24 protein-coding genes are annotated in these 22,885 nt (G+C 52.3%); 2 read left to right on the top strand and 22 right to left on the bottom strand.

Going from position 1 to position 22,885, the window contains the following annotated elements:
* Positions 1 to 12: 12 nt before the first annotated feature.
* Positions 13 to 1,173 (bottom strand): ADP-forming succinate--CoA ligase subunit beta, encoded by a 1,161-nt coding sequence (gene sucC, locus A8990_RS00925; protein WP_116187130.1) that lies wholly within the window; start codon positions 1,171 to 1,173, stop codon positions 13 to 15.
* Positions 1,174 to 1,492: 319 nt separating this feature from the next.
* On the opposite strand from sucC, the gene A8990_RS00920 reads away from it, so the two are divergent.
* The gene (locus A8990_RS00920; protein ID WP_181909343.1) at positions 1,493 to 1,963 is read left to right on the top strand and encodes a DinB family protein; all 471 of its coding nucleotides are present in this window, start codon (positions 1,493 to 1,495) and stop codon (positions 1,961 to 1,963) included.
* A 44-nt stretch (positions 1,964 to 2,007) separates the two neighbouring features.
* Here A8990_RS00920 and A8990_RS31770 read toward each other — a convergent pair whose 3' ends face one another.
* Together A8990_RS31770 and A8990_RS00915 are read right to left on the bottom strand one after the other, a co-directional pair.
* Entirely contained in the window at positions 2,008 to 2,145 is a 138-nt protein-coding gene (locus A8990_RS31770; RefSeq protein WP_220376773.1) for a hypothetical protein, read from the bottom strand.
* Positions 2,142 to 2,951, bottom strand: coding sequence for a sugar phosphate isomerase/epimerase family protein (locus A8990_RS00915; RefSeq protein WP_220376772.1), 810 nt, complete (start codon positions 2,949 to 2,951; stop codon positions 2,142 to 2,144). The genes A8990_RS31770 and A8990_RS00915 overlap by 4 nt, the downstream gene beginning before the upstream one ends.
* Positions 2,952 to 3,213: 262 nt before the next feature.
* Between A8990_RS00915 and A8990_RS00910 the strand changes: the two genes are divergently transcribed.
* Positions 3,214 to 4,770: a YifB family Mg chelatase-like AAA ATPase gene (locus tag A8990_RS00910; RefSeq protein WP_116187369.1), complete on the top strand. Its 1,557-nt coding sequence runs from the start codon at positions 3,214 to 3,216 to the stop codon at positions 4,768 to 4,770.
* Between the two features lie 67 nt (positions 4,771 to 4,837).
* Here A8990_RS00910 and A8990_RS00905 read toward each other — a convergent pair whose 3' ends face one another.
* The 19 genes from A8990_RS00905 to fabG all read right to left on the bottom strand — a co-directional run bounded on the left by A8990_RS00905 (position 4,838) and on the right by fabG (position 22,542).
* Positions 4,838 to 5,254 carry a YraN family protein gene (locus A8990_RS00905; protein ID WP_116187128.1) on the bottom strand — a complete coding sequence of 139 codons (417 nt, stop codon included), beginning with the start codon at positions 5,252 to 5,254 and terminating at the stop codon, positions 4,838 to 4,840.
* Positions 5,251 to 5,562 carry an EscU/YscU/HrcU family type III secretion system export apparatus switch protein gene (locus A8990_RS00900; protein WP_116187127.1) on the bottom strand — a complete coding sequence of 104 codons (312 nt, stop codon included), beginning with the start codon at positions 5,560 to 5,562 and terminating at the stop codon, positions 5,251 to 5,253. Before A8990_RS00900 ends, A8990_RS00905 begins: the two co-directional genes overlap by 4 nt.
* On the bottom strand, positions 5,559 to 7,457 hold the full coding sequence (locus A8990_RS00895) for a flagellar hook-length control protein FliK (protein ID WP_116187126.1): 1,899 nt from the start codon (positions 7,455 to 7,457) through the stop codon (positions 5,559 to 5,561). Before A8990_RS00895 ends, A8990_RS00900 begins: the two co-directional genes overlap by 4 nt.
* A gap of 278 nt (positions 7,458 to 7,735) precedes the next feature.
* The gene (locus tag A8990_RS00890) at positions 7,736 to 8,362 is read right to left on the bottom strand and encodes a ribonuclease HII (protein WP_281272472.1); all 627 of its coding nucleotides are present in this window, start codon (positions 8,360 to 8,362) and stop codon (positions 7,736 to 7,738) included.
* Positions 8,363 to 8,440: 78 nt separating this feature from the next.
* A complete protein-coding gene (ylqF, locus tag A8990_RS00885) occupies positions 8,441 to 9,316 on the bottom strand; it encodes a ribosome biogenesis GTPase YlqF (RefSeq protein ID WP_116187124.1) in 876 nt (291 codons plus the stop codon).
* Between the two features lie 14 nt (positions 9,317 to 9,330).
* Positions 9,331 to 10,020: a signal peptidase I gene (gene lepB, locus A8990_RS00880; RefSeq protein ID WP_116187123.1), complete on the bottom strand. Its 690-nt coding sequence runs from the start codon at positions 10,018 to 10,020 to the stop codon at positions 9,331 to 9,333.
* Between the two features lie 98 nt (positions 10,021 to 10,118).
* A complete protein-coding gene (gene rplS, locus A8990_RS00875; RefSeq protein ID WP_116187122.1) occupies positions 10,119 to 10,460 on the bottom strand; it encodes a 50S ribosomal protein L19 in 342 nt (113 codons plus the stop codon).
* Between the two features lie 184 nt (positions 10,461 to 10,644).
* A complete protein-coding gene (gene trmD / locus A8990_RS00870) occupies positions 10,645 to 11,397 on the bottom strand; it encodes a tRNA (guanosine(37)-N1)-methyltransferase TrmD (RefSeq protein WP_116187121.1) in 753 nt (250 codons plus the stop codon).
* Positions 11,398 to 11,401: 4 nt separating this feature from the next.
* Complete coding sequence (rimM, locus tag A8990_RS00865; RefSeq protein WP_116187120.1) at positions 11,402 to 11,920, bottom strand: ribosome maturation factor RimM; 519 nt, start codon at positions 11,918 to 11,920, stop codon at positions 11,402 to 11,404.
* 97 nt (positions 11,921 to 12,017) lie between these two features.
* Positions 12,018 to 12,248, bottom strand: coding sequence for a KH domain-containing protein (locus tag A8990_RS00860; protein WP_090574094.1), 231 nt, complete (start codon positions 12,246 to 12,248; stop codon positions 12,018 to 12,020).
* Positions 12,249 to 12,274: 26 nt separating this feature from the next.
* Complete coding sequence (rpsP, locus tag A8990_RS00855) at positions 12,275 to 12,547, bottom strand: 30S ribosomal protein S16 (protein ID WP_116187119.1); 273 nt, start codon at positions 12,545 to 12,547, stop codon at positions 12,275 to 12,277.
* 144 nt (positions 12,548 to 12,691) lie between these two features.
* On the bottom strand, positions 12,692 to 14,065 hold the full coding sequence (ffh, locus tag A8990_RS00850; protein WP_116187118.1) for a signal recognition particle protein: 1,374 nt from the start codon (positions 14,063 to 14,065) through the stop codon (positions 12,692 to 12,694).
* Between the two features lie 23 nt (positions 14,066 to 14,088).
* Positions 14,089 to 14,463 carry a YlxM family DNA-binding protein gene (gene ylxM / locus A8990_RS00845; protein WP_116187117.1) on the bottom strand — a complete coding sequence of 125 codons (375 nt, stop codon included), beginning with the start codon at positions 14,461 to 14,463 and terminating at the stop codon, positions 14,089 to 14,091.
* A 117-nt stretch (positions 14,464 to 14,580) separates the two neighbouring features.
* Positions 14,581 to 15,582 carry a signal recognition particle-docking protein FtsY gene (gene ftsY / locus A8990_RS00840; RefSeq protein WP_116187116.1) on the bottom strand — a complete coding sequence of 334 codons (1,002 nt, stop codon included), beginning with the start codon at positions 15,580 to 15,582 and terminating at the stop codon, positions 14,581 to 14,583.
* An 83-nt stretch (positions 15,583 to 15,665) separates the two neighbouring features.
* Entirely contained in the window at positions 15,666 to 19,241 is a 3,576-nt protein-coding gene (gene smc, locus A8990_RS00835) for a chromosome segregation protein SMC (protein WP_116187115.1), read from the bottom strand.
* A 165-nt stretch (positions 19,242 to 19,406) separates the two neighbouring features.
* Complete coding sequence (rnc, locus tag A8990_RS00830) at positions 19,407 to 20,099, bottom strand: ribonuclease III (RefSeq protein ID WP_116187114.1); 693 nt, start codon at positions 20,097 to 20,099, stop codon at positions 19,407 to 19,409.
* Positions 20,089 to 21,330: a beta-ketoacyl-ACP synthase II gene (gene fabF, locus A8990_RS00825; RefSeq protein ID WP_116187113.1), complete on the bottom strand. Its 1,242-nt coding sequence runs from the start codon at positions 21,328 to 21,330 to the stop codon at positions 20,089 to 20,091. The genes rnc and fabF overlap by 11 nt, the downstream gene beginning before the upstream one ends.
* 138 nt (positions 21,331 to 21,468) lie before the next feature.
* Positions 21,469 to 21,705, bottom strand: a complete 237-nt coding sequence (acpP, locus tag A8990_RS00820) for an acyl carrier protein (RefSeq protein ID WP_090574087.1) — start codon at positions 21,703 to 21,705, stop codon at positions 21,469 to 21,471.
* Positions 21,706 to 21,789: 84 nt separating this feature from the next.
* The gene (gene fabG, locus A8990_RS00815; protein ID WP_116187112.1) at positions 21,790 to 22,542 is read right to left on the bottom strand and encodes a 3-oxoacyl-[acyl-carrier-protein] reductase; all 753 of its coding nucleotides are present in this window, start codon (positions 22,540 to 22,542) and stop codon (positions 21,790 to 21,792) included.
* Positions 22,543 to 22,885: the final 343 nt, after the last annotated feature.

Raw genomic sequence — 22,885 nt, 5'->3', positions numbered from 1 at the left:
ACTTCAGATGTCTTACTTCACAAGCGCAACGATTTTTTGTGCACCGTCGGCCATCGAATCCGCAGCCACGATGTTCAGTCCGGACTCATTCAACATTTTCTTGCCAAGCTCTACGTTAGTGCCTTCCAGACGAACGACGAGCGGACGGTCAAGACCGAGCTCTTTCGCTGCAGAAATAACACCGTCTGCGATAATATCGCATTTCATAATGCCGCCGAAAATGTTAACGAAAATGCCTTTAACCTTCTCATCGGAGAGAATGATCTTGAACGCTTCCGTTACTTTTTCTTTTGTAGCACCGCCGCCTACGTCCAGGAAGTTCGCAGGGTCGCCGCCGTAGTACTTGATAATATCCATTGTCGCCATAGCAAGACCAGCGCCGTTAACCATACAACCGATGTTGCCATCGAGTGCGATGTAGCTGAGGTCGAACTTGGACGCTTGAATTTCCTTCTCATCTTCTTCGTCAAGGTCACGAAGCTCAAGGATGTCTTTGTGACGGTACAGCGCGTTGGAATCGAAGTTCAGCTTCGCGTCAAGCGCCATTACATTGCCGTCGCCAGTAACGACGAGCGGGTTGATCTCTGCGATGGAGCAGTCCTTATCAACGAAAGCCGTGTACAGCGACATCATGAATTTAGCCGCTTTGTTCACCAGCTCATTAGGAATGTTGATCGAGTAAGCGAGCTTACGCGCTTGGAACACTTGAAGTCCAACCGCTGGGTCGATTACTTCTTTGAAGATCTTCTCGGGCGTGTGCTCAGCAACTTCTTCAATCTCAGTGCCGCCCTCTTCGGAAGCCATCATTACGATGCGTCCAGTTACACGGTCTACAACGAGACCAATGTAGTATTCTTTCTTAATGTCGCAGCCTTGTTCGATCAAGAGGCGCTTAACCTCTTTACCTTCAGGGCCAGTTTGGTGCGTAACGAGAACCTTACCAAGGATTTGGTTAGCGTATTCGCGAACCTCGTCCAAATTTTTGGCAACCTTTACGCCGCCCGCTTTACCGCGGCCGCCAGCATGAATCTGCGCTTTAACAACGACGACCGGCGTACCGAGCGATTTCGCTGCTTCTACCGCTTCATCAACGGAGAATGCAACTTTACCTTCCGGCACCGCAACTCCGTATTGTTTCAGCAATTGTTTTCCTTGATACTCATGGATATTCATTTACGAAAATCCTCCTATCCGCAGTTAACTCCTACGTATGTACACAAAACCATAAGTATTGTAACACGTTTCGTCATGGCTTTCCTATTTTTTTAGCACAAGATGCTATCTTTTTTGATATATGTTTCATCTCAAATCGATATGAAAAGCGATGAAATTAAACAAATTGATAACATTTCTCCGCTGCAGCCCTTCTTTAGCCCTCATGACGGTTGGCAGTTCACGACTAGTATTGCCGAACTTTTTCAAATTATTGACACGAACATAAGTTCGTTTTATGATAAGTGTACCATTCTCTTCCAAGGAGTTGTTCATTCTCATGCATACGATTCCATCTCTAATGATCGCTTTCGAATCCTACATTCCTTTCGCGGCGTCACTCCGCCAATTATCAGATGACGAATGGGTTACTCCGCTCGCACCTGGCAAGTGGTCGACCCGAGAAATAATGGCTCACATGATGCTGTGGGATCGCCACTTCATGAATGAAGCGATAGCTCCAATTGCAGAAGGCAAACCGCTCACCTACAAACAATCAGATTTTAATCTGTTTAATGGTAATGCTGCTGCATATTCCAAGACCATTAGCCGTGAAGAGCTGATTAACGGATGTATCGCTGTGCGTGAAGAGTTAGTTACGTTGCTGAAGTCGTTGAATGATGCGCAGAAGGAAGAAGAATACCGTGACGGGAACGGGAATCCGTTCACGATACTGTTTTACTTGGAGGATTTTGTAGAGCATGATGCGCATCACCGGGGACAAATAGTACAATTCTTTGGTCTCAAATAAAGAGGCGGTGCAGAGTAACTCTGCACCGCCTCCTCATCTTGCTATCACTCCAGCAGTACTGCTTCCCTCTCTCTGAAGTACTTTGCAGTCTGCAGCACCAGTCGATCCAGCTGCGCTTTATTCGGCTTGCCGAACATGGCAGGATACGGGTCACCGCCCGGGCCCAGCGGCTCTGGCGTCACATATCTGCCATCACGGTAAATCCGAGCAGGTATAGCGACATGATCACAGTATCCAGATCAAGTGAGCCTTCTCCGAGCGCACAACGATTGCTATCCGCCATATGCACATTTACCAGCTGTTCACCACACGCTAGAAGCGCTTCGCCAATATGCGATTCTTCCACTTGCATATGGTACACATCCGCGTTAATGTGCTGAATCCCCGGATGGTTTACTGCTTCAATATAGGCTTTCGCTTCGGCAACCGAATGGACGATCGTCGTTTCAGCTGAGCGAATCGGTTCGATAGCCGCTTTAATATTATGTTGTATGAACAGATCCGCGACGAGGCGCAATGTCTCGACGCTGCGATCGAATTCCATATCGTCGTATTTCTGTGGCCTGCCAACCGCTGCAGGGACAATAAGCATGTAGGAACCACCGACTGCAGCCGTAAATTCTGTCGTACGCTTCATATAATCGATGGCAGCTTGACGATGGACGGCCCGATTGCTGGCCATATCATTATCTGCCGAGAACATTCCGCAGACGCCTCCGACTTTTATGTTGTGGGCACCGAGAATATCAAGTGCTTCCTTCACATTGTAGCCAAGATCCGGTCCGTAATGATTGCCATGCAGCTCAATATAACGAATATCTGCATGCTGCAACCGGGCTGCGGTTTCTGCGAGCGACTCCATCCCAAAGCCCCAGTTGCTCCACGATAAGTTTAGTCTCTTCTCCAATCGTTCGGGATGATTCCTTTTAAGTTCCTGAAAGGCGCTGCGGATTTGCACATTTTTCGTCTCGAAATTTTGCAATGTCATCGCGAGTCTCTCCTTTTCCGGTATCTTCTTCATCGAACATGCGGACGGAAGCTTATGTAGCCTTCGCACGTTTGCAGTTTGATCTTGTTTTCTAAGCTTTTCGACAATAGCCATGCAATCCCTGTTCAATTTCGGAGCGGTTAGGAGCCATTGTTGACAATATTTTTGAATCTGTACTATCATGAATAGGAAGTAAGACTTGGATAACGGACTTGTGAGGAAGCACCTTCAGCCGAATTTTATGGCGGAGGTGTTTTTTGTTATGTATACACAAATTAGCAGCGGCAGCGTTTATGGCGTCGAAGGCAGAATGATTGCTGTTGAGGTCGACATTTCTAGCGGTTTACCACAAGTAAATATCGTTGGCCTTCCTGATCCTGCCGTCCGCGAATCAGTCGAACGCGTTCGCGCAGCCATTAAAAATTGCGGATTCGCTTTCCCTATGGAGCGGATTACAGTTAATCTTGCACCTGCCGACTTGCGCAAAGAAGGAACAGCCTTTGATCTTGCGATTGCAGTTGGAATCTTAGTTGCTAGCGGACAGCTTCGAGCGGAATTGTTTAAAGATATGATTGTCCTTGGCGAGCTAGCACTGAATGGCGAAGTGCGCGCCATCCCTGGTGTTCTTGCGATGGTGGAACAAGCCAAGCTGAGAGGCAATACGAAGGTGCTGCTGCCTCATTCTAATGCTTCAGAGGCCGCATGTATTGAAGGGTTGGAACTGTTCGCCGTCACTCATCTATTAACGCTGAAAGAATCGGATACAAATAATGTTGCATGGGAATCGCTGCGTTATTATTCGCTTCGTTCGCAAGAAGAACTGAACCGCATGTTTGTAGGGAGCATTCATCAACATGGTGATTTCGGGGATGTGCTTGGCCAGCATCATGCGAAGAGAGCCTTAATGATTGCGGCGGTTGGCAAACATAATGTGTTAATGTCAGGGCCGCCTGGCACAGGGAAAACGATGCTGGCCAAGAGGCTGCCTGGCATCATGCCTCCACTCTCTGAAGATGAAGCGCTGCAAGTGACGAAGATATACAGTGCTGCCGGGAAGCTGCCTGGCGGTATCCCGGCGCTGCTGAAGGAGCGGCAATTCCGCAGCCCGCATCATACGATATCCGCGGCAGGATTGATCGGCGGAGGCTCAATTCCCAGGCCTGGAGAAGTGACATTGGCACATCGCGGGGTACTGTTTCTAGATGAGCTGCCGGAATTTACACGAGCGGCACTCGAAGTGCTTCGTCAGCCGCTGGAAGATCGCGAAGTGACCATCGCTAGGTCGCGTGCGGTGTTCCGGTTCCCGGCGCATTTTCTATTGGCGGCTTCGATGAATCCTTGCCCGTGCGGCTATTATGGCCACGATTCGGAAGAACACCGCTGCAGCTGCAGTGAGGTGACGCTCTCTCGTTACCGGGCCAAAATATCCGGTCCTCTTCTCGATCGGATCGATATGCATATCGAGGTTCCCCGGCCGCCGGCGACAGCAAGCTTGCAGCTCGGAATGACTTCTGCTCAGATGAAAGAACTCGTGTTTGAAGCTGTTGCTTTCAGTGAGGGACGTAAAGGAACGCATGGAAAACCACTTACCGATTTGGCTGGCGCTTCATTACGAAGAGCAGTGCTGCTCACGAAGGAAGCGGATGAGTTGCTGCGCCTTGCTTTTGATACACTTGGCGTAAGTTTGCGGGCACATGACCGAATTTTGAAGCTTGCGAGGACAATTGCAGATATGGAGCAGTGTGAACGCGTTGATAGTCCGCATGTGGCTGAAGCGATCGGCTACCGGAGCTTGGATCGGAAGCTGCATGCGCTTTAGGGGGAAGAGAATGAATAGAAAAAAGAAAAGAGATGCTCCTGCTACGGGAGCATCTCTTTGTTTTTTGTTAAAAAGCCGCCTCGATGTGCTTTAGCTCTACAATCTCGAACTGTGTTGGTTCACCAGGAATTACAGCTGCTGTTATAGCGATGACGTCGAACCTGATCAGTTTGCCATGCAGCTTCTGAAGCGATAAGTAGATTTCTGCGATTCCCCGTACTTGATGCTGTTTGCGAAAATCAACCGATTCCGCCGCTGTACCAAAGCGCCCACCTTGTCTGCGGGTACGCACTTCCACAATTACGATCGAATCGTCAATTGAAGCGATGATATCTAGTTCTCCGGAGCGGCAGCGCCAATTGCGTACTAATACTTGATAGCCTTGTTCGCTCAGATATCGTGCAGCCTGTTCCTCTCCGAATTTACCTATCGACTGCCGTGAGTCTTGCTTCTTCACATGATTAGCGTTCTGTCTACTGGTCATTCCTTCGCACCAGCCCTCTGATCGGAGCGGTAGACGAAGGACAGAACCTCTGCGACCAACGTGTACAATTCGGGAGGAACCTCTTGGTCTAAATCAAGCTTGGAGAGCACTTCTACGAGCGATTTGTCCTGTTGTATGGGTACACCGCTCTCAGTTGCTTTCTCTAGTATGCTTTCGGCGATTCTTCCTTGACCTTTCGCAACGACGACTGGCGCGATCCGTTCACTTGGTTCATATTTAAGTGCGACCGCCTTCTTGTTCGGGAGAGGATGCGGCTGCGGGACTGCGTTATTGTTGTTCTCCCTCATACTCGGAAGTCCACTCCTTTGTAAGGCTTCGCCGACCATTCTTGCCCATTCTTCTGAGATGACGCGGCATCTGCCCCATTCATTCGAGCTGCCATTCGCTCAGGCATCGGTGTTGCTTTCAACGTGAGCAGCTGATAGCCCGAATTTTGCAGCGCTTCGGTCAATTCTGTCCGGGATGACTCAATTAACTCGCCTGTCATCGGATGATCGTTCCAAAGATTGATGCTAACGATTTTGTCGACAACCTGCACATCGACGACTGTATCGCCTAGTGCTTTCATCCGGAGATCGAAGAGCAGCCGGCAATTGTCCGCATCCAGCTCTCCTTTGCGACCGCGCCGCGTCTGGATATGGACCGAAGCCGTCTGACTTCCGTCTGCCCCTTTCATCGGGATGAACATCGTCACATGCGAGAGAAGCGCACCTGTCTTCTCCGGCGACAGCAGCAGTTGTTGGCCGGTAATATGCTGCACAAGCTGCTGCGCGGTATCTCGCAGCGCTCCAGGCACTTCATCAGAGCTAGCGATTGTCATCAGCGCGCTCTTCATCGTTTCGGCAGCAGCATGCTTGACGCCTTCCTGCGTTGGAGCTTGTCCCGGCGAATGAAGTTGACTCGCTTGCTGCTGTTGTTGTTGCAGCGCGCGCTCGATGACCGCGCTGGTAGAATTGCCGCGAGCCGATTCCTTGGCATCGGCGGCATTGGTATTGCGAGGCTGCTGCTGATCTTGTGCAGCCTCGTTCGGTTGTTTTGCCAGCTTCGGGGTCGATTGAAGCTGGTCATCTGTGGCGGAGGCGGCGAGCAGTCGTTCGTGATCGACGCCGAGCCATTTCATCAGCTGGCCGACCCAGCTCTGCGGGGCGGCCGGCTGTGCGGCTGTGGTGCCGCCGCTGCTAGGCGCGGCGGCAGCGGGGTCTGCAGGCGCAGCTTGCTCAGCAGCAGCTGCTGCGCCTGAGCTCGCCGGCTGCGCCGCTGCGCTTCGCGCAGCCGTGGCGCCGGCCGCGGCCTGCGGCGCCACGGCCGGCGCCGGCGCGGGCTTCGCCTCCGCCGCGCCGGTGGCGGCTTCGCCGCCACCGCGAGCGCTCGGCGCTGCCGAGCTCGCGCCCGCATCCGCGCTTCGCGCGGAAACTGCAGCAGCTTCGCCAGCTGCAGCAGACCCAGCCGGTGCCGGCTGCGCCACTGCACCGGATCGCATCAGCGCTGCCCCTTCGGTGAGCAGCGCCTGCAGCTTCGCTGCCGCCGCTTGCGCCGTTGTCGGCGGCTGCGCACTTTCACCCGCCGTTCCACTCTTACCGGCGGACTCCAAGCTCCAAGCGGCAAGCCCCTGCTCCAGCGCTTCCAGCAGCACATGTGCCGGAGCGCCGGATTGCGTCTGCGCAAGCCCTTGAATCGTCGCGCTTGTCATCGGCAGCCCGCGCTTGGAAGCTAGCGCGGCCGCATTCATCCACGTCTTTGCATCCGTCCCTTGCGGCATCTCCGCCTGCGCTTGCTTGAACTGCGCTGCAGTTTCACGAGTCAGCGGAACGCCCTCCCGCTTCAAATCAGTTACAAGCTGCGCGGTCCATTTCTGCTCAGGAAGACCCGCTCCCTTAAGCCATTCTTTCATCGTCGCTTCTGGGATTACAGCCGCCTGCTGATCGACCTGCTTCAGCACAAGCGTCCCGTCCAATGATTGCGGCTGCACCTGCAGCAATGTCGACTGACCAGGCTGCAGCGGCGTTTCCAGCTTCGCCTGCACCTGCGTTCCGTTAATTTGGATGATGCCTTCCTGCTCATCCAGCATCTTAACGAGCACTGCGCGCACCATCTGACCAATCTTCAGCTCCAACGCTTTACCATCAGCAGGCTGCGCATCGCCAAGCAAGCCTTTCATAAGCTGTCCTATCGATAACGTCATCCGAACACTTCCTTCCTGCACATGCCCCAAACCAAACACGCACCAATATCTATATCCCTATTATCGGCTTCACGGCGGAACAACTTAACCACAGCCGCATTTTTCGCTCAGTATCACTGTCTTCGCTTCTCATGCCTATCACTTTTCGAGGCCTATCACTATCCCCAAAGCAAAAACCGCTGACTCCGATTATAACGGATTCAGCGGCCAATCACACCACGCTTCAGAATCTATTCTACTATACTACTTTCTTGCTTCTTGCCTTCCTCGATTCCCGCCTAAAACAACACCTGCTGCTCCACTTCCTGCTCCCCGAGCAGTTTCCGAAGGAAGCTCTGCCTGTGCATCGGGCTTGGACCAAATTCAAGCAGCTTCTCGCGGTGCAGCTTCGTTGCATACCCCTTATGTATCGCAATGCCATAATCCGGGTAAAGATCATTCCATTCCCCTTGGCAGAGTCGGTCGCGCGTTACTTTCGCCATGATGGACGCCGCTGCAATCGACTGACTTCTCGCATCGCCTTTAATGATCGCTTCCTGGGGCAGATGCAGATCTACTTTCTCCGCATCAACGAGCAAATACTCCGCCTGCACGGACAGGCTCTGAATCGCCTGCTTCATCGCAAGACGTGCTGCTTGCTTGATGTTAATGGTATCGACAACCGATGCATCGACACGGGCTACAGCCCACGCTTCTGCATGCTCCATGATAACGTCATACAGCTCTTCCCGTTTCTTCTCGGTCAGCTTCTTCGAATCGTCAATTCCATCAAGCACAAGCCCTTCGGGCAAAATGACTGCAGCCGCTACAACATCACCGAACAAGCAGCCTCGGCCAACCTCATCAACACCGGCAATGTAGCGAAAACCCTGCTCCCACAGCGGCTTCTCAAACTCCAGCATCACGATTCCCCTCTCTTCCCATGACGAACTCCCCTATAAAAACAAACGGCTCCCTCTACGAACAAGGCAGCCGTCCAAATCCTACATCATATCTTCCGGTGATTCCAATGTGATGCGGCCAAGGTTCCCTGCCCGCAGCTCACGCAGGATGATACCGGATGCTTTCTCAAGATCAACCCGTCCGCCGCTTACGAGACAGCCGCGCTTACGGCCGATGTCTTCCATGACACGTACAACTTCATCCGCGTCATCCAAATCCTTCGGCGGCTCGGTTGTTAAGTTGAAGCGCTCCGACATCGTATCCCAATACCGCTTCGACAGCTCTTTGACCGCGAAGAACGCAACGTCCTCAATGTTGAGCACTTGTTCGCGAATCGCGCCTGTCATCGCCAGCTTCATGCCGACGAGCTGGTCCTCAAACTTCGGCCACAGAATACCAGGCGTATCGAGCAGCTCCATCTCCGTGCCGACTTTAATCCACTGCTGGCCTTTGGTCACGCCAGGACGGTCGCCTGTTGCAGCGATCGCTCGGCCTGCCAGTCGATTAATGAGTGTTGATTTGCCTACGTTCGGTATACCCACAATAAGTCCGCGTACCGCGCGAGGCGTAATGCCTTTTGCAAGCTGACGCTCAATCTTCTCATGCAGCAGCTGTTTCACTTTAACCGGAATTTCATTCACTCTCGTACCAGTTGAAGCATCTATAGCAAGGCTTGTATACCCGAGACCTGCAAAATATGCCATCCACTTCTCTGTCGTCCGGGTATCAGCCAAATCCGTCTTATTGAGCAAAATCAAGCGCGGCTTCCCTTTAAGAATGTCATCCACCATCGGGTTTCGGCTCGAGAGCGGAACTCTCGCGTCAAGCAGCTCGATCGCAATGTCGATCAGCTTGAGCTTTGCCTCAATTTCCCTCCGGGCCCTCGTCATATGGCCGGGAAACCATTGAATCGTCATAGTGTTAATTCACCTCATCCGTGTTTCACGAAGGACATTTTCGCTGCCGGCCAGAAAATAATATCCGCTCTGCCGACGATCTCCTTGTCCTGAATAAAGCCGATCATCCGGCTGTCCTTACTGTTTCGGCGATTATCGCCAAATGCAAGCACTGTGCCCTCTGGCACAACATCTGTCGTAAAGTTCGCGTTCGGGAAGTTGCGGTCCGTGCCTTCGTTATTGAAAATTTCACCATTTGCTTTCGCATTCGCAATCGATTCCGCCAAATACGGCTCATCGACTTTCTTGCCGTTAATATACAGGTCGTCGCCTTCGTACTTGATCTTGTCACCTGGCACGCCAATGACGCGCTTAATGAAATCCCGACCTTCTTCAGGTACATGGAATACAATAACTTCGCCGCGCTTCGGCGTTCTGATATCATAAATCACTTTATTAACGATTAACCGTTCACCGGTATAGAAGTTTGGCTCCATTGAAGGTCCATCAACAATAAACGGAGCAAACAGGAAGTAGCGAATGACCAATACCAAAATTGCGGCAATGGCGAGCGCTTTAACCCATTCGAAGACTTCCTTCTGTGTGCGGTTGCCAGAACGGCTGCTCGTGGCGACTGGGGCATCCGTACCTTCTTCAGCAGGCGTTACTCCATCATGCTGCTGAACTTCTTGTTCGTTTTCTTCCGTCCGGCGATGTTGATCCACGAAATCCACCTCTTCTATATTCGGAGTTTACAAGTACATCACATATGTAGAAAAAACGAAAAGGGACTTGTTTGCGCAAGTCCCCCTCTTGACGTTCATTAGCGAATTTCTTTGATTCTCGCAGCTTTACCGCGAAGTTCGCGAAGATAGTACAGTTTCGCGCGGCGAACTTTACCACGACGAGCAACTTCGATCTTCTCGATCTTCGGCGAGTTCAGTGGGAAAGTTCTTTCCACACCAACGCCGTACGAGATTTTACGCACTGTGAAAGTAGCCGAGATACCGCCGCCGCGACGCTTGATTACAACGCCTTCGAACAACTGTACACGCTCACGCGAACCCTCGATAACTTTAACATGCACCTTCAATGTATCGCCTGGGCGAAAGTTAGGGATGTCAGTACGAAGATTTTCTTGCGCAATGATTTGCAAAAGATTCATTTAGATTCACTCCTTCCACCATAGACGTTCTTATAAGCTACCCGAATCCTTCAGAACAAACGAAACGGATCATGGCTTCATAGCGGACCGTCCGAGTTAACAAAGCAACATCTGATAATATAACATATTTACGCCTAGAACACAACACTACTTTTCTAAAAATCTATCGATGCATGCTAGAGCGCTAGCTTTGTTCCTGATTTGCACGTTCTTTGATGATTCCATCCAGCCACTGCCGTTCTTTCTTCGTCAGCTCGGCCGTTTCCAGCAGCTCCGGACGGCGTTCAAGCGTACGCAGAAGCGACTGCTGGCGTCGCCAAACCTCTACGTTTGCATGATGGCCCGAGAGCAGTACCTCAGGCACTTCCCAGTCGCGGAACACCGCAGGGCGCGTATAGTGAGGATGCTCAAGCAGTCCTGTGCTGAATGAATCCGTTACTGCCGAAGTCTCATTGCCGAGCACGCCCGGAAGCAAACGAACGACACTGTCGATAATAACCATCGCCGGCAGTTCACCGCCAGTGAGCACGTAATCACCGAGCGATATTTCGTCTGTCACCAGATGCTGACGAATGCGCTCGTCATAGCCTTCATAATGGCCACACACGAACACAAGATGCTCATGGTTCGAAAGCTCCTCCGCCTTCTTCTGTGTATATGGTTCCCCTTGCGGGCAAAGCAGAATGACATGAGGACGCTCTCCGCCTTCAGGCATCAGATCCTCTACAGCAGCGAATAACGGCTCAGGCTTCAATACCATGCCTCCTCCGCCGCCATATGGATAATCGTCGACCGTATTATGTTTATTATTCGCATAATCACGGAAGTTAACCGCGTTCAGACTTACAATGCCTTTATCTCTCGCTTTGCCAAGGATGCTCGCGCCGAATACGCCTTGGAACATCTCTGGAAACAGCGTTAGTACATCAATACGCATAAGGCTAGATCAGCCCTTCCATCAGGTGTACTTTAACCGTCTTAGAGGCAATATTGACATCGAGCACGACATCGTCAATAACAGGAATAAGTACTTCCTTGCCCTTCTTCGGCTTTACGACCCAAACATCGTTCGCGCCTGGGGAGAGGATTTCAGAGATGACGCCAAGCTCAGCACCTTCGTCCGTCACCACTGCGCAGCCGATGATTTGGTGATGGTAATACTCACCTTCTTCTAACGGCACAAGGTCGTCCTTGGACACCTTCAGCTCCCAGCCCTTGTACTTCTCTACCTCGTTTATGTTGTCGAAGCCCTTGAACTTCACGATGTACATATTCTTATGCAGTCTTGCAGTCTGCACTTCAACCTCAAACCTCTGCTTCGATTCCGGCTCCAGAAGCGTTAGCACAGCCTTCGGAGCGAAGCGTTCTTCCGGAAAATCCGTCTGCGAAACGATCTTCACTTCGCCGCGGATACCGTGTGTATTCACTAATTTACCGACCGATAACCACTGTTCCATTATTGTCTCCTCGCTATGCGTGTTGCATCCATTTTCGCTTTATCCATCGAAAAAGGGCTAGGATACGTTCGTATCCTAACCCTGTCTCGATGTACGATCGCTACGAAATGATATCGACCATGACGCGCTTATGCGATTTGACGGCAGCCGAGGTGACAACCGTCCGCAGCGCTTTAGCAATCCGTCCCTGCTTGCCGATGACTTTCCCGACATCATCAGGGTTCACCGACAGCAGATAGACGGTGCCGCGATCGTCTTCTTTCACGTCGACTCGCACGTCCTCCGGGTAATCCACTAAAGCCTTCGCTATGACAAGAATCAAATCTTTCATCACAATAGGCCCCCCGCATCGAGTAGTTATTTTTGAAGCTTCGCTTCGTGGAACTTAGTCATAACGCCTGCTTTGGAAAGCAAGTTACGAACTGTGTCAGAAGCTTGAGCACCTTTTTGAAGCCATTGAAGAGCTTTCTCTTCATCGATGTTCACTTGTGCCGGCTCTGCAACCGGATTATAAGTGCCGATTTCTTCAATGAAGCGACCGTCACGCGGGGAACGGGAATCGGATACTACTACACGGTAGAAAGGCGCTTTGTGCGCACCGATACGTTTCAAACGAATACGTACTGCCATTTGGAAATTCACCTCCTTAAAAAAGTTTTATATGCTTATCTCCTTGGACAAGTGAAAACGGCTCTCGCCGTTCTCTGGCGGTAAAGCTTACGTTTCGCGGAGAAATCTAAGCAAAGTAACCGAATACTTATGCTGCTTAGATTTTTAGAAAGGAAACTTCATGCCCTTCGGCAGCATGTTCTTAAGACCTTTCATGCCGCCCTTAGGACCTTTAGGGCCCATCATCGAGGAGAACTGCTTCATCATTTTCTTCATGTCTTCAAACTGCTTGATGAGACGGTTAACTTCTGCAATCGAAGTGCCGCTGCCCGCAGCGATACGCTTGCGTCTGCTGTGGTTCAAGATATCCGGCTTCTGCTTCTCGGCCTTCGTCATCGATTTCACGATCGCTTCAACGCGGCCAATCTGCTTCTCATCCACCTTGAAGTTCTTCATATCCTTCATTTTGCCCATGCCAGGCATCATGTCGAGGAGCTGGTCCAGCGGTCCGAGCTTACGAACTTGTTCCATCTGCTCAAGGAAATCTTCGAACGTGAATTCCGCCGTGCGCATCTTGCGTTCCATCTCTGCGGCTTTCTCCGCATCGATCGTCGAATGGGCTTTCTCGATTAGGGAGAGCATATCGCCCATGCCAAGAATCCGGGAAGCCATCCGCTCCGGATGGAACGGTTCAAGCGGTTCGATCTTCTCGCCAGTTGCTGCGAATTTAATCGGGCAGCCTGTTACTGCTTTGACGGACAATGCCGCACCGCCGCGAGTGTCACCATCGAGCTTCGTCAGTATAACACCGGTCAGCTCAAGCTGGCTATGGAAGCTTTGGGCAACATTAACCGCTTCTTGACCCGTCATCGCATCGACAACGAGGAGCACTTCATCCGGCTTCGTGACGTCATGGATTTGACGAATCTCTTCCATGAGCGCTTCGTCGATATGAAGACGGCCCGCTGTATCGATAATGACATAATCATGACCGTTGTCCTTCGCATGCTGTAGGCCAGCGCGTGCAATGTCGACCGGCGATGTTTGATCGCCAAGCGTAAACACCGGTACGCCGATCTGCTCGCCGAGCACTTGCAGCTGCTTAATCGCTGCCGGACGATAAATATCGCCTGCGATCATAAGCGGCTTATGCTTGTCCTTAAGGAGCAGCTTCGCGAGCTTAGCAGTGGAGGTTGTTTTACCCGCACCTTGCAAACCAGCCATAAGAATAACGGTTGGCGGCTTGTTCGCTTTGGCCAGCTTCGACTGCGTACCGCCCATTAGGGCAGTAAGCTCTTTATTTACGATATCGACGACGACCATGCCGGGAGTGAAGCTCTTCATCACTTCCGCTCCAACGGCCTGTTCCTTCACCTTCGCGATGAAATCTTTGACGACCTTGAAGTTAACATCGGCTTCCAATAAGGCTAACCGCACCTCGCGCATCGCTTCGTTAACATCATCCTCGGACACTTTACCTTTGCCGCGAAGCTTGCCGAATACGTTCTGCAGCCTGCTGGACAATCCTTCAAATGCCATGATCGTCACCTCCTATTTGCTAACTATGTAGTGCCATGTACTTCTTCGCGCAATCCTCTGGCAATATCTTGAAGCTTCGTGCGCAGCTCTTCATTCGGTTCTGTCTGCTCTGCAAGCAGCTCCAGCTTACTCAGCCAGTTCTCTGCTGCAGTGTGCTTGCGCAGCAAGCCAAGCTTGCTCTCGTAGCTCTCCAGAACCGCTCCGGCACGCTTAACATGCTCATAAACGGCTTGACGCGTAATATCGAACTCAGCCGCAATTTCGCCGAGCGTATAATCATCATGGAAATAATATTTAAGAAACGTCTGCTGCTTCTCAGTCAGCAGCTTCTCGTAGAAGTCAAATAGCATATTGATTCGGTTTGTCTTCGCCAGGGCGTCAGATTCATGGACAATCATGCGTGCCACTCCTTTGCGTCAAGGCTATTACCTTTACACCAATTCCACGACGATTATCATAGCGCATTCGACAATACACTGTCAAGTAAAAAAGGTTGACGCCCTCGAAACTCGAAATTAATCGGCAGTTTCCGTCTCATCTTCTCCGCTTTCCAGCAGTCCGCCGAACAGCGCGTGAACGAATTGCTCGGAGTCGAACTCCTGCAGATCGTCCATCTTCTCGCCTAGACCGACAAGCTTAACCGGCAAATCCATTTCGTTGCGGATGGCAATGACAATACCGCCTTTGGCCGTACCGTCGAGCTTCGTCAGGACGAGTCCGGTTACGCCGCTCTTCTCGCCGAACAGCTTCGCTTGGCTAAGTGCATTCTGACCTGTTGCTGCATCAAGGACGAGCAACACTTCATGCGGAGCACTCGGTACTTCACGCTGGATGACGCGGAAGATCTTGTTCAATTCTTCCATCAGGTTGTGCTTATTCTGCAGACGGCCTGCAGTATCGCAGAGCAGTACATCAACGCCGCGCTGCTTCGCCGCTTGCACTGCGTCATACATGACAGCCGCCGGGTCTGCGCCGGATTCTTGTTTGATGACGTCAACGCCGACGCGCTTGCCCCATACTTCCAGCTGCTCGATCGCGCCTGCACGGAATGTATCGCCTGCCGCAAGCAGAACGCTCTTGCCTTCACTCTTGAACTTGTGCGCGAGCTTGCCGATCGTCGTCGTCTTGCCTACGCCGTTAACGCCAACGAACAAAATAACCGTCATGCCTTGATCGGCCATGCGCAATGCGGTTGATGCATTGCCCTTAAGCAGATCAACAAGCTTCTCGGACAGAATCGGCTGAAGATCGGAAGCATTTTCGATTTTACGCTTCTTCACTTCTGCGCGTAAATCATCAATGAGTTCCATCACTGTGTTTACGCCGACATCCGCGCCGATCAAAATTTCTTCCAGCTCTTCGTAGAACATTTCGTCAATCTTCTTGCGGCGGGTAATGAGCTCTTCGATCTTGCCGACGAACGCCGTCCGCGTCTTCGTCAAGCCTTCCTTAAACTTCGATGTGACCGCTTCGGTCTTCTGTGCAATGCTTTCTTTCAGCCTTTTGAAAAAACTCATCCCTTAACCTCCGTCCCTTTACTTGCAAAAGCCGGGCTTTGGCGCAAATTGCGGCCATAAGCACCGGCTCTTCCATAAAACCTTTAAGCAGATACCGCTTCTTCGTCCTCCAGCCGGACTGAAACGAGCTTCGATACGCCGCCTTCCTCCATCGTTACCCCATAGAGTACATCGGCTTCCTCCATCGTACCCTTACGGTGTGTTACGACAATAAACTGCGTAAGTTCCGAGAATTCGCGCAAATACTGCGCAAAACGTGCAACGTTCGCTTCATCAAGCGCCGCTTCAACCTCGTCGAGTACGCAGAACGGTACTGGCTTAACCTGCAAAATCGCGAACAGCAGCGCGATAGCCGTCAGTGCGCGCTCGCCGCCGGAGAGGAGCTGCAAGTTCTGCAGCTTCTTGCCCGGAGGCTGGGCGACGATATCGATACCGCTGTCGAGAACCCGGTCCGGATCGATCATGATGAGATCCGCACGGCCGCCGCCAAACAGCTTCGAGAATACGACGACAAAGTGACCTCGAATCGCCTCGAATGTACTGCGGAACCGCTTGCTCATCTCGTCGTCCATCTCGCGGATAACTTGATACAGCGTCGTCTTCGCTTCGATCAGGTCATTCTTCTGATCGTTCAGGAACGTGTAACGCTCCTTCACACGCTCGTACTCGTCGATTGCGCCAAGGTTGACTTCACCAAGGCTCGAGATCCGGCGCTTCAGATCACGCACTTCGTTCTGTGCAGCGAGTACGTCTTCCGGAACCGGATAGCGTTCCTTCGCCAGCTCGTAGCTAAGCTCATATTCCTCGCTTAGCTTGCGAAGCAAGTTGTCGAGCTCGACGTCGAGACGGTTGACCGCGATCTCAATCTGACGCAGCTGATCTTCGATGCTGCGCAGCTGCGTGCGCTGCTCCTTCGTCTCGCTCTCGCCTTGCTCCAAGTCGCGAGTAAGCTCTGAACGCTCAGCGCGCTTCAAATCCGTCTGCTCGGAGCAGGTGTCCTTCTTCAGCTTCAATCCGTTCAGCTGTTCGATCTGCTTCACGCTCTCGGCTGCATGCTGGGACGACTCTTCCTCTTGGCGTACGAGCATCTCACGCAAGCCGGACAGCTCCTGTTTCGCACGACCGATGTCACTGCGAATTCGGGTAGCCTGATCCTCGAACGACATTTTCTCCTGATCGGTCTTCGCAAGGGCAATCTTAAGATCTGTCAGCTGATCCTGCAGCTGTTCCTTCGCCGATTCGCCTGCTTTACGGCGTTCTTCCGCGACGCGGATCTCTTCTTGCAGCCTCGCTTCTTCCTTGGTCAGTTGTTCAAGACGGACTTCCGCTTCCTTCGCCGATTGAGTCAGCTGATCCTTCTCCGACTTATGGCCGGCGCTGTCCGCTTGGAACAGCTGCGCCTGTTCATCGAGATGGCGCTGTTCATTCTCGAGTTGCTGAAGCTCAGCACGCTGGTGCTGCTCGTCAATCCGCAGCTGTTCGCCTTGCGCACGCAAATCATCCACATTCTGATTGCGAATCGATTGCTCCTTGCGAAGGTCGCTAATCTTATCGCGAAGCTTCGTAATCTGCTCCCCTGTCGATTTAATCTCTTCATCGAGCTGCTCGATCTGACGCGTACGGCCGAGCAGGTTGGCACCCTTCTTCTGAATGCTGCCGCCTGTCATCGAACCGCCGGCATTTACAACGTCGCCTTCGAGTGTAACGACCCGGAACCGGTATTGGCATCTTGCCGCAATTCGGTTCGCATGCTCCAGCGTTTCCGAGATAAGCACGTTACCGAGCAAGTTCTCGGCAATTTGCGCATATTTCGCATCGCAGGAGATGAGCTCAGCGGCTACGCCGACGAAGCCTTCCATACCGGCAATTGTTCTGCGGTCATGCTCCGGAATACTCCGTCCGCGGATAACATCGAGCGGCAAGAATGTAGCTCGTCCAAGCTGGCGGGACTTCAAGAATGCAATCGCCGCGCGAGCTGATCGCTCATCGTTCATAACGACGTGCTGGAGCGCACCGCCAAGCGCTGTCTCGATTGCCAGCTCGACCTTCTCCGGCACGCGGATCAGCTCCGCGACAGCGCCGTGAACGCCTTCAACGCCGCCGGATGAACGGCGGGAATTCTTCAAAATCTCACGGACGCCTTGCATAAAGCCGTCGAGATCGTCCTGCATTTCCTTCATCGTATCCCGTCGGGAAGTTAGAGCCTCAAGCTTCTGCTCCCACTTACGGACTGCGCCGCCTGCTTCTTCGAGCAGCTTCTGGCCGTTCTGCAGCTGCTCCGCTTCCGTAATGTATTTGTTACGGAACTTGTTAATGTCAGCAAGCGTAGTCTCGAGCTTCTGCGACAGCTCGGCGCGTCTGGCCTTCAGCCGGTCGTTCTGCTCCTGCCATTTCGTATGCTCATCGCCGAGTCGTTCCATCCGGCGCTGTAATGCTTCATCCTGCTGAGTCGCATAGCGAATCTCATTGCGAAGCTGCGCCATTGTGCTCAGCACATCAAGCAGCTCGCCCTTGAGCGATTCTTCCGCATCTCCGGAAGCCGATGCAGCGGTGCCGAGAAGCTGTGCTTCCTCTTCCGCAAGCTTCGCCCGCAGCGTGTTAATATCGCTATCAAGTGCGGCCGCCTTGCCGCGGAACTCTGCTTCTTCCTTCGTCAGCGCCTGAATGCGTTCATTCTGAGCTGTAAGCGTCGCTTCAAGCTGCGCGCGATTCTGCTCCAAGTTACGTTTACGCTCCTTGAGCACCTCGCCGTAGCCTTCGCATTTCTCGTACTCTTCGCTGTATTGCAGCATCGACTCGTGAAGACGATCAAGCGTCTCCTCAAGCTCCCGCAGCTTCAAGCGGTCCTTCTCGAGCACCGCATCATGCTTGCTGACGACTGTCGAGAGCGCAAGCTGCTCTTCCTGCAGCTTCGCCATCTTCGCATTCGATTCATTCCACGTCTTGTGCACAGTTTCAATGTTATGTACATACATCGAAATTTCGCCATGCTTCAGCTGTTCGCGGAGCTGCTTGTACTGAATCGCCTTCTCCGACTGCACACGTAGAGGCTCAACCTGGTCCTCAAGCTCCGTAACCAAGTCATGGATACGCAATAGGTTCGTCTCGGTCTCATCGAGCTTCTTCTGCGCTTCGCGTTTACGCGACTTGTATTTCACAATACCTGATGCTTCTTCAAAGATACCGCGCCGATCCTCCGAACGCGTACTCAAAATCTCTTCAATTCGGCCTTGTCCGATAATGGAATACGCTTCTTTACCGATCCCCGTATCCATGAACAGTTCCGTTATATCTTTCAGTCGGCACGACTGCTTGTTGATCAAATATTCGCTGTCGCCGTTACGATGTACGCGCCTAGTGACCGTTACCTCGTTAAAATCAAGCGGCAACGCATTGTCGGAGTTATCCAGCGTAAGCGAAACTTCGCCGAAATTCACCGCTTTGCGCGCGTCGCTGCCCGCAAAAATAATATCTTCCATCTTGCCGCCGCGAAGACTCTTCGCGCTTTGTTCACCCAATACCCAGCGGATGCTGTCGCTGATATTGCTCTTGCCGCTGCCGTTCGGCCCAACAACAGCCGTAATGCCACGGACGAATTCCAGCTCCGTCTTGTCGGCAAACGACTTAAACCCGGCTAACTCTATCCTTTTCAGGAACATCGCTTACCTTCACCTCAACGACTATTGTACCATACTTGCCGGAAAAGGACATGCGGTGAAACCTTTTCCAATGCGGAAAATATGCCATATTTCAAGCTTGCAGAAGGCCTCTTAACGCAAAAAATCCCGGTTGCCAAATGGGCACCAGAATTTTGGCCTAACCTATTACTGAGCAAGCTTTCTCCAAGCTTCCGCTGCAGCCTGCTGCTCAGCCTCTTTCTTCGTCCTGCCGGCACCAGAGCCGTAAGACGTATCCCCGATGTACACTTCCACCACGAACTCGCGGTCATGTGCAGGGCCACGTTCTTCGGTAATTCGGTACTCAATCGGTCCCATGCTCGCATGCTGGGCTTTCTCTTGCAGCGTCGATTTGAAATCCTTCACGAGCAAGCCGCCGTCGCTGTCGATATGCGGGAACATATGCGTCGCGAGGAAAGCTCTCACTGGCTCCAGTCCTTGATCGAGATAAATCGCGCCAATGAACGCTTCGAACAAGTCAGCTAGCAATGCAGGCCGCTGCCGGCCGCCCAGCTGTTCTTCGCCACGTCCGAGCAATACATGTGAACCTAAGTCGAGCATTTCCGCGAAACGCGCAAGCGAAGGCTCGCAGACGATCGATGCTCTCATCCGGGTTAACTGACCTTCCGGACGTTCCGGGAACGTGCGGTACAGAAATTCCGAGACGGTCAGCTGCAAAATCGCATCGCCCAGAAACTCGAGCCGCTCGTTATGCTCCATGGCGCTCTGCCGATGCTCGTTCACGTAAGAGGTATGGGTAAACGCCTGCTTCAGCAGGCGCACCGTATGAAATCGGAGCTGCAGACGCTGCTGCAGCTCTTCAAACTTATCATGCTTCATAACGTTTCATCACGATCGTAGCGTTATGGCCGCCGAAACCGAACGAATTGGACAACGCGTATTGCACGTCTGCTTCTCTCGGTGTGTTAGGGACATAATCCAGATCGCACTCAGGATCTTGATTGTCAAGGTTAATCGTCGGCGGGATGATGCCGTTCTGGAGCGTCAAGCCAAGGATAACGGCTTCTACGCCGCCAGCTGCGCCAAGCAAGTGGCCTGTCATCGACTTCGTCGAGCTGACTGCCAGCTTGTATGCATGCTCGCCGAACGTCTTCTTGATCGCTGTCGTCTCGGAAAGGTCGCCTACCGGCGTCGAAGTTCCGTGCGCATTGATGTAGTCGATCGCTGTCGGTTCGATGCCGCCGTCACGAAGTGCTTTCACCATACAACGCGCTGCGCCGTCGGGATCTGGCTCTGTCATGTGATGCGCATCACCGCTCATGCCGTAGCCGATGATCTCAGCGTAAATATGAGCGCCGCGCTGCTGCGCATGCTCGAGCGATTCCAGAATAAGAACGCCGGAGCCTTCGCCCATTACGAAGCCGTCACGGTCTATATCGAATGGACGGGACGCTTTCGCTGGCTCATCGTTGCGCGTCGACATCGCACGCATCGAGCAGAAGCCCGCCATGCCTGTCGGACGAATTGTCGCTTCAGCACCGCCGCAGATCATTACGTCTGCATCGCCGCGCTGAATCATTTTGAACGAGTCGCCGATGGAATGCGTTCCTGTCGCGCAAGCCGTTACAGCCGTGCTGTTCGGGCCTTTCGCGCCAGTTGCCATCGACACTTGGCCGGAAGCCATGTTCGCGATCATCATCGGAATAAAGAACGGGCTGACACGCTTAGGACCTTTCTCCAGCAAAATATTGTGCTGGTCTTCCCAAGTGCCTAGACCGCCGATTCCAGAACCGATCATAACGCCGACACGCTCAGCATCGACATTCGCACCGATATCAAGCGAAGCGTCCTTAACGGCCAACTGGCTCGCTACAACAGCGAATTGAACGAAGCGGTCCATGCGGCGCGCTTCTTTCTTGTCGATATTGTAATCTTCCGGATTGAAGTTTTTGATTTCTGCTGCAATTCGTGTCGGGTACTCCGAAACGTCAAACGCTTCGACCAGCGAAACGCCGGATTTGCCTTCCATCAAATTGCTCCAAAACGTATTTAAATCGGAACCGAGCGAAGTCATAACTCCCATGCCCGTAACGACTACTCTCTGTTTCATTACGATTCACCTCTGATTGGAAACCACTATTGGTTAACGATATCTATAAAAACGCTAATGCGCTTACAGCTTTCATGATGGCATATGCCATAGATATGGAGAGAAGTCCCGCTTTGACGGGCGGGACTTGACAGCTCTTTACTTAGCTAGAGAAGATATGTAATTAACAACTTCCCCTACACTCGTAATTTTCTCTGCATCTTCATCAGAGATTTCCATATCGAACTCATCTTCCAGTTCCATGACGAGTTCTACGACATCAAGAGAGTCTGCTCCAAGATCTTCTTTAAACGAAGCCTCGAGAGACACTTCCGACTCGTCTACGCCAAGGCGGTCGACAACGATGCGTTTTACACGATCATATACATCGGACATCCGGTTCACCTCCTCCATGGTATTATACGAGAATTGATTGCAAAATGCCATACTCGGCCACTTCTATTGCAAAGGCTAGCAAAATTACATGTACATGCCGCCATCGACGTGGATGGTTTGGCCTGTCATATAGGCTGCAGCGCCTGAAGACAAGAAGCGGACAGCGGCTGCGATATCCTCAGGATTACCTAGTCTTGCAAGCGGAATGTCCGCAGCAAGCTTCTCGCGTGTTTCCTGCGGCAGCTTGTCAGTCATGTCCGTCTGAATGAATCCAGGCGCTACACAGTTGACTGTAATGCCGCGGGAAGCGAGTTCGCGCGCAGAAGCCTTCGTCAGGCCGATAACGCCCGCTTTGGCTGCTACGTAGTTAGCCTGCCCTGGATTGCCAAGCACCCCTACAACGGACGAAATATTAATGATGCGGCCTGAACGCTGCTTCATCATTTGGCGCGTTACCGCTTTGATGCCGTTGAATACGCCTTTAAGATTCGTCTCGATGACTTGGTCGAATTCTTCTTCTTTCATACGCATGATTAGATTGTCACGCGTAATGCCTGCATTATTCACAAGAATATCGATGGCGCCAAACGTCTCGACAACCTGCTTCACCATGCCATCGAATTCATCGGCTTTGCCGACGTTCGCCTTGAGCACGAGCGAGCGGCGTCCAAGCGCTTCAATCTGTTGCGCGGTTTCTGCTGCTGCTGCTTCGCTGCCGGAATAGTTGATGGCAACATCTGCGCCTGCTTCAGCGAGCGCGATGGCGATCGAGCGGCCAATTCCACGGGATGCTCCCGTGACTAGCGCTATTTTACCAGAAAGATCAGCAAAACTCATATAAAAGCAGCCTCCTTTTACTTAGTATGTAAGGTACGTACCCCCTAAATCCCCCTACGCCTAGGGGGACCCCAAGGGTCTACCGACCCTCTGGACACCCGGAAGGTGGAACGTTTGTGCTTGCAGAGAAGCGCTCGCGAGATGGGGTTAGTGCTGGGCCTCGCTTTCGTCCCTCGCGGGACACGCTTAACGTTGGGCGCCGTTTAGCCACCTGTTGTCACTTGCGGGACACATCGTAACGTGGCGCTTTACTGAGGCGCGTTGTGCGATGCTGCGTGCTGCCGCTCGTTTTTTTCCCTTGCGGGACACGCTTTACATTTGGTGCGAGAGCATGGACAGCCTG

The sequence above is a fragment of the Paenibacillus taihuensis genome (assembly GCF_003386535.1).
Lineage (GTDB): Bacteria > Bacillota > Bacilli > Paenibacillales > Paenibacillaceae > Paenibacillus_Z > Paenibacillus_Z taihuensis.
The sequence above is the reverse complement of the archived record's forward strand: the minus strand, read 5'-3'. Positions and strand labels throughout refer to the sequence as shown.

What these genes read in the sequence shown, in the direction of transcription:
- sucC (WP_116187130.1), bottom strand. Translation starts at nt 1,173, where the DNA reads ATGAATATCCATGAGTATCAAGGAAAACAATTGCTGAAACAATACGGA.
- A8990_RS00920 (WP_181909343.1), top strand. Translation starts at nt 1,493, where the DNA reads ATGCATACGATTCCATCTCTAATGATCGCTTTCGAATCCTACATTCCT.
- A8990_RS00915 (WP_220376772.1), bottom strand. Translation starts at nt 2,951, where the DNA reads ATGACATTGCAAAATTTCGAGACGAAAAATGTGCAAATCCGCAGCGCC.
- A8990_RS00910 (WP_116187369.1), top strand. Translation starts at nt 3,214, where the DNA reads ATGTATACACAAATTAGCAGCGGCAGCGTTTATGGCGTCGAAGGCAGA.
- A8990_RS00905 (WP_116187128.1), bottom strand. Translation starts at nt 5,254, where the DNA reads ATGACCAGTAGACAGAACGCTAATCATGTGAAGAAGCAAGACTCACGG.
- A8990_RS00900 (WP_116187127.1), bottom strand. Translation starts at nt 5,562, where the DNA reads ATGAGGGAGAACAACAATAACGCAGTCCCGCAGCCGCATCCTCTCCCG.
- A8990_RS00895 (WP_116187126.1), bottom strand. Translation starts at nt 7,457, where the DNA reads ATGACGTTATCGATAGGACAGCTTATGAAAGGCTTGCTTGGCGATGCG.
- ylqF (WP_116187124.1), bottom strand. Translation starts at nt 9,316, where the DNA reads ATGACGATTCAATGGTTTCCCGGCCATATGACGAGGGCCCGGAGGGAA.
- rplS (WP_116187122.1), bottom strand. Translation starts at nt 10,460, where the DNA reads ATGAATCTTTTGCAAATCATTGCGCAAGAAAATCTTCGTACTGACATC.
- trmD (WP_116187121.1), bottom strand. Translation starts at nt 11,397, where the DNA reads ATGCGTATTGATGTACTAACGCTGTTTCCAGAGATGTTCCAAGGCGTA.
- A8990_RS00860 (WP_090574094.1), bottom strand. Translation starts at nt 12,248, where the DNA reads ATGAAAGATTTGATTCTTGTCATAGCGAAGGCTTTAGTGGATTACCCG.
- rpsP (WP_116187119.1), bottom strand. Translation starts at nt 12,547, where the DNA reads ATGGCAGTACGTATTCGTTTGAAACGTATCGGTGCGCACAAAGCGCCT.
- ffh (WP_116187118.1), bottom strand. Translation starts at nt 14,065, where the DNA reads ATGGCATTTGAAGGATTGTCCAGCAGGCTGCAGAACGTATTCGGCAAG.
- ylxM (WP_116187117.1), bottom strand. Translation starts at nt 14,463, where the DNA reads ATGATTGTCCATGAATCTGACGCCCTGGCGAAGACAAACCGAATCAAT.
- ftsY (WP_116187116.1), bottom strand. Translation starts at nt 15,582, where the DNA reads ATGAGTTTTTTCAAAAGGCTGAAAGAAAGCATTGCACAGAAGACCGAA.
- smc (WP_116187115.1), bottom strand. Translation starts at nt 19,241, where the DNA reads ATGTTCCTGAAAAGGATAGAGTTAGCCGGGTTTAAGTCGTTTGCCGAC.
- rnc (WP_116187114.1), bottom strand. Translation starts at nt 20,099, where the DNA reads ATGAAGCATGATAAGTTTGAAGAGCTGCAGCAGCGTCTGCAGCTCCGA.
- fabF (WP_116187113.1), bottom strand. Translation starts at nt 21,330, where the DNA reads ATGAAACAGAGAGTAGTCGTTACGGGCATGGGAGTTATGACTTCGCTC.
- acpP (WP_090574087.1), bottom strand. Translation starts at nt 21,705, where the DNA reads ATGTCCGATGTATATGATCGTGTAAAACGCATCGTTGTCGACCGCCTT.
- fabG (WP_116187112.1), bottom strand. Translation starts at nt 22,542, where the DNA reads ATGAGTTTTGCTGATCTTTCTGGTAAAATAGCGCTAGTCACGGGAGCA.